Annotated in this window: 13 protein-coding genes; 12 read left to right on the plus strand and 1 reads right to left on the minus strand. The window is 54.4% G+C overall.

Annotated features, from left to right (window positions below):
* Positions 1-91: 91 nt before the first annotated feature.
* Positions 92-838, minus strand: a complete 747-nt coding sequence (locus AC2FJC_RS19190; protein ID WP_496740839.1) for an IclR family transcriptional regulator — start codon at positions 836-838, stop codon at positions 92-94.
* A 216-nt stretch (positions 839-1054) separates the two neighbouring features.
* Between AC2FJC_RS19190 and AC2FJC_RS19195 the strand changes: the two genes are divergently transcribed.
* The 12 genes from AC2FJC_RS19195 (at position 1055) to AC2FJC_RS19250 (ending at position 10667) form a co-directional block, all read left to right on the plus strand.
* On the plus strand, positions 1055-1891 hold the full coding sequence (locus AC2FJC_RS19195; protein ID WP_496740841.1) for a cyclase family protein: 837 nt from the start codon (positions 1055-1057) through the stop codon (positions 1889-1891).
* Positions 1892-1952: 61 nt separating this feature from the next.
* Complete coding sequence (locus tag AC2FJC_RS19200; protein WP_496725694.1) at positions 1953-2297, plus strand: cupin domain-containing protein; 345 nt, start codon at positions 1953-1955, stop codon at positions 2295-2297.
* Positions 2298-2308: 11 nt separating this feature from the next.
* Positions 2309-3094, plus strand: a complete 786-nt coding sequence (locus AC2FJC_RS19205) for an SDR family NAD(P)-dependent oxidoreductase (RefSeq protein ID WP_496740842.1) — start codon at positions 2309-2311, stop codon at positions 3092-3094.
* A 3-nt stretch (positions 3095-3097) separates the two neighbouring features.
* Positions 3098-4021 (plus strand): 3-hydroxyacyl-CoA dehydrogenase family protein, encoded by a 924-nt coding sequence (locus AC2FJC_RS19210; RefSeq protein ID WP_496740843.1) that lies wholly within the window; start codon positions 3098-3100, stop codon positions 4019-4021.
* Positions 4022-4064: 43 nt separating this feature from the next.
* A complete protein-coding gene (locus tag AC2FJC_RS19215; RefSeq protein WP_496740845.1) occupies positions 4065-5345 on the plus strand; it encodes an ABC transporter substrate-binding protein in 1281 nt (426 codons plus the stop codon).
* Positions 5346-5395: 50 nt separating this feature from the next.
* Positions 5396-6124 carry an ABC transporter ATP-binding protein gene (locus AC2FJC_RS19220; RefSeq protein WP_496740847.1) on the plus strand — a complete coding sequence of 243 codons (729 nt, stop codon included), beginning with the start codon at positions 5396-5398 and terminating at the stop codon, positions 6122-6124.
* Positions 6117-6824, plus strand: coding sequence for an ABC transporter ATP-binding protein (locus AC2FJC_RS19225; RefSeq protein WP_480567684.1), 708 nt, complete (start codon positions 6117-6119; stop codon positions 6822-6824). The genes AC2FJC_RS19220 and AC2FJC_RS19225 overlap by 8 nt, the downstream gene beginning before the upstream one ends.
* A gap of 1 nt (position 6825) precedes the next feature.
* Positions 6826-7689: a branched-chain amino acid ABC transporter permease gene (locus AC2FJC_RS19230; protein WP_496740850.1), complete on the plus strand. Its 864-nt coding sequence runs from the start codon at positions 6826-6828 to the stop codon at positions 7687-7689.
* Entirely contained in the window at positions 7686-8714 is a 1029-nt protein-coding gene (locus AC2FJC_RS19235; RefSeq protein WP_496740852.1) for a branched-chain amino acid ABC transporter permease, read from the plus strand. The genes AC2FJC_RS19230 and AC2FJC_RS19235 overlap by 4 nt, the downstream gene beginning before the upstream one ends.
* Before the next feature lie 4 nt (positions 8715-8718).
* Complete coding sequence (kce, locus tag AC2FJC_RS19240) at positions 8719-9657, plus strand: 3,5-dioxohexanoate:acetyl-CoA acetone transferase (protein ID WP_496740854.1); 939 nt, start codon at positions 8719-8721, stop codon at positions 9655-9657.
* A gap of 77 nt (positions 9658-9734) precedes the next feature.
* On the plus strand, positions 9735-9947 hold the full coding sequence (locus AC2FJC_RS19245) for a hypothetical protein (protein ID WP_496740856.1): 213 nt from the start codon (positions 9735-9737) through the stop codon (positions 9945-9947).
* A 75-nt stretch (positions 9948-10022) separates the two neighbouring features.
* On the plus strand, positions 10023-10667 hold the full coding sequence (locus tag AC2FJC_RS19250) for a YHYH protein (RefSeq protein WP_496740858.1): 645 nt from the start codon (positions 10023-10025) through the stop codon (positions 10665-10667).
* The last annotated feature ends 566 nt before the right edge of the window (positions 10668-11233 follow it).

The following is an 11233-nucleotide window of genomic DNA, read 5'->3' on the forward strand; positions in this document are numbered from 1 at the left end:
GGTGTAATGTATGGACTTTTTTCGTTGGAAGCGCGCGCTGCCAGACAAGGTCGGTCGCGAGAACAAACTGCCTCAAGTCAGCTTCACAAGACTATTGGAAGGTTTGATGTATATTTGTGGATGTCTCGATAAGCGCTTGTTCGATGGTTGCTCTTTGTCGCGCAAATCGTGTCGTTGGCACTGGAATTGAGATCGCGTGCAGGTCTCCGATCCAGTCTACGAAAGAAAAGCCTATAGCTGAGACACCGGCGGAATGCTCGTCCAAATCATAGGCAAGGCCCTGTTCGCGGACTGTATCAAGTTCGGAAAGGAACTCATCCAAGCTTCTTCGGATACCATTCCGTTCCCATTCGTTCTGGATGAGTTTAGTCGCTGCTTCTCTACCAAGTTGAGCTAGACAAGCTTTGCCATTTGCCGTGGTGGTCAACGGAAAAACCTCTCCCACTTGCGAAACTGTAGTCAATCGATAAACGCCTGGTACCTGATCCAAGAAAACCATGCCAATACCGCGCATGACGGCGAGGTCTGTGGTTTCCCCGGTCTTTTGGGTCAGTTCCGTCAAAAGCAGTCGGCAGTGTTCGACGATGCTGTACTGCGCCGCCCCCGCGAGAGCGCTCAGTTCGGGACCGAGCCTCAAGCCACCTCCATTTGCATCTGCTATGACAAGATTTTCTTCAGCAAGTGCACTTGTGATTCTTTGTACCGTAGAGCGGGGCAGGTCAACACGCTCGGCGATTTTTCCCAAGCTCATTCCGGATTGGTTTTCTTTCAGTACACGTAAAATCGAGGCCGCTCTGGAAATGACCTGAATGCCACCTTTATCAGCTTTTTCAGACATTTAACCCATCCCATTCTGTCTTCGGACCGTAGTTCCGGATGTTTAGCGATTTCTTAGTTTTGTACCACAATGCGGTGCAAGTCAACCGTATAGTGAGTTTTTAGTTGACCGTAATACGATGCGTATGCATCATCATGCGGGACAGGTGGGGAGGCCACCCAGACAATTGAAAACCGAACACCGCCGCTTTGCCGGCGAACAGAGGAGATATGCCCAATGGTCGAAATCCGCGGCATTGAGTTTCAGGCAAACACCGACAACGATATGGGGCTCGAGTTCTATAACCTGAGCCACAGATACGGGTTTCAGTGTCCCAACTGGCCGTATTTCAAGGACGTTCAGATCGACCGAAAGCACTATATGGCCAAGTCGGGGGTTCTGTCGCAGACGATCACGACGACGATGCACGTGACCACGCATATTGATGCACCTGCACATGTCGTTCAGGGAACACCGTTCATCGATGAGGTGCCTCTGCCGCATTTCTTTGGCTCGGGCCTCGTGGTTTCCGTGCCCAAAAAGAAATGGGAGCAGATTACCGGAGATGATCTGGAGAAAGCCTGTGGGCATGCGATCCGCAAAGGCGATGTGCTGATTATCAACACCGGCTGGCACAAGCAGTATGAAGATGGTGACTACTTTGCTTATTGCCCAGGTCTCGTTCCTTCCGCTGCGGAGTGGATGATCGAAAAAGGTGTGAAAGTTGTTGGCCACGATACGCAGGCGAACGATCACCCGCTGGCCACGGCCATTGGCCCGCAGCGAAATGGTCCGATCATGCCTCATCTCGAAAAAGAGTATCTTGAGTGGTCAGGCGGGACACCGTGGGAGGTTGATTTCCCCGAGTGGGAGCCAGTTCACAACATGCTTTTCTCAAAGGGCATTCTCGGCATCGAAAACGTCGGAGGTGATCTGGATGCGGTGACCGGTAAACGGTGTACCTTCGCGTTCTTCCCTTGGAATTGGGACCGTGGCGACGGCTGCATTATCCGATTGGTTGCGATGATCGACAAGAACCAGTCCTACCGTATCGAGGCTGGCGAAGAGTTCTGAACACTCACGGACCGGTCGCCGGTATTCCGGTGGCCGCCACTAAACCTGAGCGGAGACGGACATGTATCTGAAGCGTTTTCAAGACGCCCAACCCTACGAAGCACCGAACCACATTGGGTGTCATGGGCTTCGCTTACAGGGGTTTGAAGAAGGCGGGCCGACAAATCAGTGGATTGGCTTGAGCCAGTTCCTACCAGGCGGAGGTGCCGGGCCGGACTCTACGCCTTTTGAAAAAGTCTACGTCGTTCTGGAAGGTGAAATGACTGTCATCGTTGACGGCACAGAAACCATCCTTGGGCCCATGGATAGCTGCACGATCGCACCGGGCGAAATACGCAAAATTGAAAACCGCACCAACCACACCTGCAAAATGCTGGTGGTCATTCCGTATCCGCCAGAAAGCTGAGGACGAAAAGAATGTCTGATCCACTCAAGATGTTTGACGTTAATGAAAACGTCGCGCTGATCACCGGAGCCTCGGGTGCGTTTGGCATGGTTGCTGCCCATGTCTTGGCCGGAGCTGGTTGCAACCTCGTTCTGGCGGCGGGCAATCAGGACGCGCTCGACGAGATTGCCAAAGAGTGCGAGGCGCTTGGTGCGACCGTCGTTGCGGTGAACACGCGCCCGACCGATGAAGCGTCCTGTGGCGCATTGGTCGCTGAAGCCGTCAACAACTTTGGTAAGCTCGACATTCTCGTCGTCGCGTCCGGCATGAACAAAGTCGCGCCGATCAACGAAATGGCGCCGGAGACCTTCGATGCAGTGATGGACGCCAACGTGAACCAAAGCTGGCTTTTGGCACGCGCGGCGGCGGCGCACATGAAGCAAAGCGAATATGGCAAGATCATTTTTGTCAGTTCCGCGCGCAGCATCCTAGGACACCCCGCCGGCTACACGGCGTACTGCGCGTCAAAGGCTGCAGTAAACGGGATAACCAAAGCCTTGGGATGTGAGCTGGGTCCAACAGGGATCACCGTTAATGCGATCGCGCCGACGGTATTCCGCTCGCCTTTGACGGCTTGGATGTTCGAAGAAACTGACGAAGCAAAGGCAGTGCGCGATGGCTTCCTGACCCGTGTTCCCAAAGGTCGACTGGGTGAGCCTGAAGACCTAGCGGGTCCGCTTTTGTTTCTCGCGTCGCGAGCATCTGATTTTTACACCGGGCATATCCTTCATGCCGACGGCGGATATACGGCGGGTTAAAGAATGGTGCGCAAGAAACAGCGGATAGCAGTAATTGGCGCGGGGCTTATGGGGCACGGTATCGCCCTGACCATAGCAAAAGCAGGTCAATACGTTGCCATCACGGATCCCGTTGAAGAGGCGCGAGCCACCGTGCCCGACCGCATCCGCGCCAGCATGGCCGCGATGGGGGATGACGAGGTCACAATCACAAAAACCCTAAAAATGATTGAGATCTTTGCGACGACTGAAGGTGCGGTTCGAAACGCCGATGCTGTATTCGAAGCGGCGCCGGAAAAGCTGGAGCTTAAGCAAGCGATTTTTGCTGAGATTGAAGCGCACGCACCAGAGACCTGCATTCTCGCATCAAATACTTCCGTCATGCCGATCACTCAGATCATGTCTGGGTTAAGGTTGAAAAACCGGGCCCTCGGAACACATTGGTGGAACCCGCCGCACATGATCCCGTTGGTTGAAGTCATCAAGACGGAATGGACGGACCCCGAGATCGCACAGACGATGTTCGATCTGCTGAAGGACGCTGGAAAGACTCCGGTGATGGTCGAAAAGGACGTACCGGGTTTTATTGGCAACCGCCTTCAGCATGCGCTGTGGCGCGAAGCGGTCAGTTTGGTTGAAAACGGAATTTGTGACGCGGAAGCTGTTGATACTGTGATCAAGTCCAGCTTTGGACGGCGGCTGGCGGTCCTCGGGCCGTTAGAGAATGCTGATCTGGTTGGCACCGACCTGACGCTCGATATCCATAAGAATGTATTACACGACCTCGAGACGCAAAAAGGCCCTTCATCCTACCTGAAGTCGCTTGTCGAAGCGGGCAAGCTAGGCATGAAAACCGGTGAAGGGTTCAAAAAATGGGCCGAGGGCGAGGCAGACCAAGTTCGCCAACGAGTCGCGACACATCTGAAAAATCTCGAAAAGACTTTGTAAGATCAATCAAACACTGGCGGGAGGCCGGTGAAGGGAGGACGTAATGACAAGGACTTTCAAAACGGCCACGAGGCGCAGTTTTATTGCCGGGGCTACGGCGGCAATCGCTGCTCCGGCCATCCTCCGGGCAACGCGTGCCTATGCGGCAAACCCGACGCTAAGGATTGGCAATGTCAGCCCACGTACTGGTCCACTGGCTGGTTTCGCGGAGGCCGACGAATACGTGCTTCAAGCCATACAGCAGGTCTTTTCGGCTGGGTTGGATAACAATGGCAAGACCTGGAATGTCGAGATCATCTCGAAAGACAGCCAGTCCAACCCGAACCGAGCAGCCGAGGTCGCGGCAGATCTGATCTTGGGTGATGAAGTTGATATCATCGTGGCGGCGTCAACTCCGGATACTGTGAACCCTGTCGCCGATCAGGCAGAGATAAACGAAGTTCCTTGCATCACGACCGACTGCCCGTGGCAGCCTTACTTCTTTGGTCGCAATGGTGTTCCTGGTGAGGGGTTTGAAACGACCTATCACTTCTTCTGGGGCCTAGAGGACGTGATCGCAGCGTTCCTTGATATGTGGGATAAAACGGGTGTCACAAAAGCCGTAGGCGGTCTTTTCCCCAACGATGCTGACGGCAATGCATGGGGCGATGCGGAACTTGGCCTACCAAAACCGCTGGCCGCCGCTGGATATACGCTAACAGATCCTGGTCGCTATCAGCCTCTGTCCGACGATTTCTCAAATCAAATCGCAGCTTTCAAAGCAGCTGGTTGCGAAATCGTAACAGGCAATATGATCCCACCGGACTTTGCAACATTCTGGAGCCAAGCCGCCCAACAAGGGTTCAACCCGAAGGTCGTGACCATTGGCAAGGCACTTCTGTTCCCATCCGTCATTGAATCGCTGGGAGACCGCGGTGACGGGTTGTCGACCGAGGTCTGGTGGTCCCCGCATCATCCGTTCTCGTCCTCACTCACCGGCATTTCCTCGAAAGACCTTGCCGAAGGTTATACCGCAGAGTCGGGTCGACCTTGGACTCAACCCCTTGGCTTTAAACACGCACTGTTCGAGGTCGTCGCGGATGTCATCAAACGGGCTGATGATCTGGAAGACCCGTCTTCGATCATTTCGGCAATCACATCCACCAACCTGAACACAATTGTCGGGCCGGTGAACTGGGGTGATGGACCGATGAACAACGTCACCAAAACTCCGCTGGTCGGTGGCCAGTGGCAGAAGTCCGGAGACGCCTATGAACTGCAGATTGTTGCGAACAGCACCGCGCCCGAAGTGCCGATAACGGCAGACATGAAACTGCTGGGCTGACCAGACATTCGGCGCCAATCTTGGCGCCGAGCCCTCCAACCGAGAGAATCATGACGACAATCTTGAGACTCCAAGACCTGAGCAAGGCATTTGGCGCGGTCACTGTCGCCGATGCCATGAGCTATGAGGTCCAGCAAGGCGAGGCACTCGGGGTAATAGGCCCCAACGGCGCTGGCAAAACCTCGATGTTCAACTTGATCACTGGGACGCTCAAATCCAATTCCGGGGTGATAGAATTCAGTGGGCAGAACGTCACCAAATGGAGCGCGGCAAAGCGCAGCCATGCAGGCATCGCGCGTTCTTTTCAGGTCCCGCAGCCGTTTTCGGGCATGACTGTTTTCGAAAACGCGATGATCGCCGCCACGCAATCAGCTGGCATGCATGGACACCAGGCCGAGAACTTTTGTCTGGAGGTTTTGGACCAAACGGAACTGCTGCCCAAGGCAAACGTTCTCGCCGGTACCCTAACTTTGCTGGAGCGCAAACGCCTAGAACTAACACGTGCGCTTTGCGCCAAGCCCAAACTGCTGTTGCTAGATGAGATTGCCGGTGGTTTGACCGAAGCCGAGTGCAAGTCACTGGTCCAAACCATCAAGGACATCCACGCCGCTGGCGTCACCATCATCTGGATCGAACATGTTGTGCATGCGCTGCTGGCCGTCGTGGATCGTCTGATCGTCATCGACTTTGGCAAAAAAATCGCCGAAGGCGAGCCACAGGCAATTATGGAAAGCGCTGAAGTCAAGGAAATCTATCTGGGGATCGAAGCCGATGCCTGACTCAATTCTTCAGATACGCGGTTTGAACTCCTACTACGGCGATTTCCAAGCGCTCTATGATGTCGAATTGGACGTCGGCGAGGGAGAAGTTCTGGCAATCATTGGTGCAAACGGCGCAGGCAAGACGACCCTGATGCGGTCAATCACCGGGTTGCTGACGAACGGAGTGGATCAGATTCACTATCGAGGTCAGGATATCAGCCGGCTTCGCGCAGACGAGGTTGCAGAACTTGGCCTCGCCATGGTTCCGGAAGGTCGCCAGTTATTCCCTTCTTTGTCAGTCAAAGAAAACCTGATGATCGGAGCCCAAGTTGGTCGCTCGGGCCCTTGGGATCTGAAAGCTGTCTATGATCTGTTTCCGATCCTTGAGGAGCGCAAAGATCAGGCATCAACATCGCTTTCGGGCGGTCAGCAGCAGATGGTCGCCATCGGGCGCGCATTGATGGCCAATCCTGATCTGATCCTGTTCGACGAAATTAGCTTGGGGCTGGCACCGATCATCATCAAAGACATCTACGAGGCGCTGCCCGGCATCATCGGCGAGGGCATGAGCGCGATCATCGTCGAACAGGACATCACCAAGGCACTTTCGGTCTCGAGCCGGGTCTATTGCCTGCAGGAGGGACGCGTTTCGTTGGAAAGCGCGTCTGACACCGTTTCGCGCGAAGAGATTTCGCGCGCGTATTTCGGGATCGAATAATATGGAATGGCTGAACGCTATCGTGCAGGGAACTTTGCTTGGTGGACTCTACGCGCTGTTTGCTGCAGGTCTGTCGTTGATTTTTGGGGTCATGCGGCTCGTCAATATTGCCCATGGCGATCTGATCGTGTTGGCTGCCTATCTCGGCCTGACCGTGACGACCGCAACAGGGATGCACCCAATGGCCGCGTTGGTGATTGTAGTTCCCGCAATGGCGCTTGTTGGATACGCCCTTCAACGCGGCCTACTGAACCAAACACTGGGTGACGATATTCTTCCACCGCTGCTTGTGACATTCGGGCTGAGTGTAATTATCCAGAACGGGTTGCTTGAGGTCTACACTGCCGACCCTCAAACATTGAATGCTGGCACCCTGGAAACAGCAAGCGTCGCAGTGGGCGGAGTGACCCTTGGGATATTACCGCTCCTGACCTTCGGGATTGCGATCGCGGTGATCTGGGGGCTGCAATGGACCTTCTATCATACAGCTTTAGGACGTGCATTCCGGGCCGTTTCAGACAATCAAGACATCGCCCAGCTCATGGGTCTCAATCGTCGGCACATCTTTGGCTTGGCCATGGCGCTGGCCCTCGGTGTGACAGCGATCGCCGGTATTCTGCTTGGTATTCGAACAAGCTTTGATCCTTCGATTGGTGGCGGTCGCCTGATCTTTGGCTTTGAGGCCGTTATCATCGGTGGGCTTGGCAACCTTTGGGGTACATTAATTGGCGGCGTTATCCTTGGCGTCGCGCAAACCATCGGAGCCAAGATTGATCCGGGCTGGCAAGTGCTTGCCGGACATATCGCTTTCCTTGTCATTCTTGCCGTTCGTCCGAACGGCCTCTTCCCGAGGGTTTCTGGATGAATCTGCAAGATTATTCCGTATCTCGATCATCAAAGGCAGCGCGAGCTGCCGCGATCCTCACCGCAATTGCTCTGCTTGTTCTGATTGCGGCGCCCTGGTGGGCAGGCCGCGCCGACATGCGTCTGATGGGAGAGCTGTTTCTCTACCTGTCCCTCGCCACTCTTTGGAACCTCATGGCGGGTTATGCCGGTCTCGTCTCTGTTGGTCAGCAAGCCTATGTGGGCTTTGGCGGCTATATGCTCTTTGCACTTACGATGCTGGGTGGGCTGAACCCATTGGTTGCTATTGCAGCCGCAGGCGTGCTGGGGGCTTTGATCTCGATCCCGGTGGCTGTTCTGATCTTCAGGCTTCGGGGCGCATATTTTGCCATTGGCACCTGGGTCATCGCAGAGGTCTTTCGGCTGAGCTTCGCGCAAATCTCAGCGCTTGGTGGGGGATCAGGATCTTCGCTGCCCGTTGCCATCGTCAAATCTCTGGCGTCCGGGCGCGCGATGCGAGAAGCGCTCAGTTATTGGCTGGCGCTCGGAGCTGCTGTGCTGGTGGTGACGGCCGTTTATCTCTTCTTGCGCTCGCGCCAAGGTTTGGCATTGACGGCAATTCGCGACAACGAGCTGGCAGCCGGTAGCCTCGGCATCGATATCTGGCGCACGAAGTTCATTGTTTACGTCGTCACGTCGGCGTTCACGGCGATGATCGGCGCGCTGATCTTCTTGCAAAAGTTGCGCATTTCGCCGGATGCGGCGTTCAGCGTCAACGACTGGACCGCCTTCGTCATCTTCATCGTCGTAATCGGCGGCATCGGTACCATCGAAGGACCGATCATCGGCACACTCGTCTTCTTTGCGCTGCGCGAAACGCTGGCCGACCTTGGGACAACGTACCTCATCGTTCTCGGAGTGGTTGCGATTGTCGTCATGCTCAAGGCGCCGAAAGGCATCTGGGGCGTGATCCGTAGCCGTTATGACCTGCAACTATTCCCGCTGGGCTATCGCGTAAAGCACATCGGACAATCCAAGGAAAACTGAACTCATGGCCCGTCAGAAAAAGACCATCATTACATGTGCTGTAACAGGAGCGATCCACACACCAACGATGTCGGATGCACTTCCGTACACCTATGATGACATCGCGCGGCAGGCGATCGACGCCGCCGAGGCCGGAGCGTCGATCCTGCACCTGCATGCGCGCGACCCTAAGGACGGTTCTCCATCGGTTGACCCGAATGATTTTGCGCCTTTCCTGCCACGCATCAAACAGGCTACCGACGCAGTTGTGAATCTATCGACCGGTGGATCGCTGACACTATCCATTCAGGACCGGATTAACCCGGCCAAAACTTTCAGCCCCGAAATGTGCTCGATGAATATGGGTTCGATGAACTTCTCGTTTCACCCATTGGCCGACCGGTATGGCGACGACGACTGGAAATTTGATTGGGAGAAAGACTATGTCGCGAATTCCGATCAGAACATCTTTCGCAATACTTTCCGGGACATTAGCGAGGCGGCGGAAACGCTTGCGCCTCATGACATCAAGTTCGAACACGAATGCTATGATGTCGGGCATTTGTACAACCTGAAATTCTGCATGGATATCGGACTGTTCAAGGCACCCATTTTCATTCAGTTCATCTTTGGCATCCTCGGCGGCATTGGACCCGAAGTCGACAATCTGATCTTCATGAAACGTACTGCCGACAGGCTGTTCGGTGACGACTATCGGTGGTCGGTCTTGGGCGCAGGTGGAGCACAGATGTCCCTTGCCACGACGGCAAGCCAGATGGGCGGCAACATTCGCGTAGGTCTTGAAGACAGCCTGTTCATCTCTCGTGGAAAACTGGCCGAAAGCAACGCTCAGCAAGTCGCCAAAATTCGACGTATTGTAGAAGATTTGGGCAGTCAGGTCGCAACTCCCGACCAAGCGAGAGAAATTCTGGATTTGAAAGGAGGAGACCGCGTCGCATTCTGAGGCTAGGGTGACAGGCATCAACTCATATCGAGCGATTTGTTTGTTTGAAAATTTCGAAACACTGAGGAGATTGAGCCATGCGAGTGAAGATCTTGACCTTCTGCGCGCTTCTGACAGGGCTTACGGCCGTTCAGGCTCCTGCGCAGAACGCAGCTCAGGACATCACCGATCTTTTGCTCAGCAACCGGTCTGCCGACTGTGCGGGAGTGTATTCCGCTTCAGTGGAAGACGTCACCCGCCAGCAACGTTTTAACTCCGAAATCGAAATCTCGTCTGATGATCAGCACTGAACTCTCAAGACCAATGGCATTCCTAACCATGATTTCAATGGGCCTACAGCCAACTTCGCCAACGATGTGCGGGAATTGTCAGGCACATTTCGGATTCCCAGAAATCCGGAAAAGGCCCGCAACCAAACCGCGCTGTCGCAACGGAGTTATGATGCCATTTTGTTGAATGGCGTGCCGGTCGATTTGCTCTCGGCCGGGTGTTATCGCCCAAGCGGCCCACGTGCAGACAAGAATGGCAACGTTCTGGCAGGGTGTCGGGATACTGATCCCTGGTTGCTCGACCCGCCGTCTTACGATCAGTATTTTGGCGTAGATCTCCACAATGCCCATGCCCAGCCAGACGCCAGGTATCACTATCATTCCAATCCAAATGCGCTGTTTCGGGATCACGACCTTGATAAGCCGTCACCAGTTATCGGCTTCGCGGCTGACGGATTCCCGATCTATGGTACGATATTCAAAGACAGCGATGGTACTATAAGACCTGCGATTTCCGGCTACCAACTCAAAACCACGCCTCGGCCTGCGCCGCCTACCGGGCCGGGTGGTACTCCGGACAGGACGTATATTGACGACTACGAGTTTACCGGGACGGGCGATCTGGATGAGTGCAATGGCATGACCGTTGATGGCCAGTACGGGTACTATGTCACCACAAGCTACCCGTGGGTGCTCAACTGTTTGGTCGGAGAGCCTGACAGCTCATTCGACAAAAGGTGATCGTTAGTCCTTATTTCTGAGGCGCAGTTTCGGCCTATCCTGGATTTATCCAGACACCTGGTGTTTCCCCCGCGATACTAGCAATACGGCCGAATTGCTCGCAATTCTGATCTTATTGGGTTTGCCATCTGTTTAAAGCGGTCACAGTGGTTCATTTAATTTGCAACTGCCGCCTTGGCGCTTATGTCAGGTGTTCTTTGCAAGCATGGTCAAAGGATGAATTCAGGCAGGGCTAGGTGATTGTGCTGGCTATATACCGACAAGCTGACCACTCAATCAGAGAACGCTTCACATAACTCCCACAGGACGCTCGTGTTTCGGTGTTGTTCAGTAAACAGCCAGTGGTCTTGTACCCCGCCAATGAAGGCTTCTGTTAACGATGATGTCTTTTTTGCACCCAAGCCTTTAGCCAAGCGTTCCTTTCAGCTTCTCTGATCATGAGAGATAGAATACTGGGGCTTCAAATGACTTGGCCCCGGTAAACTGTGCGTTGGGACGAAGCTATGAAAACACAATGCTCGCTTCGCCGTGCGCTGTAGTTACTTCAGATAAGTGTTGAACCAATC

The organism is Ruegeria sp. CDSB117, assembly GCF_059611005.1.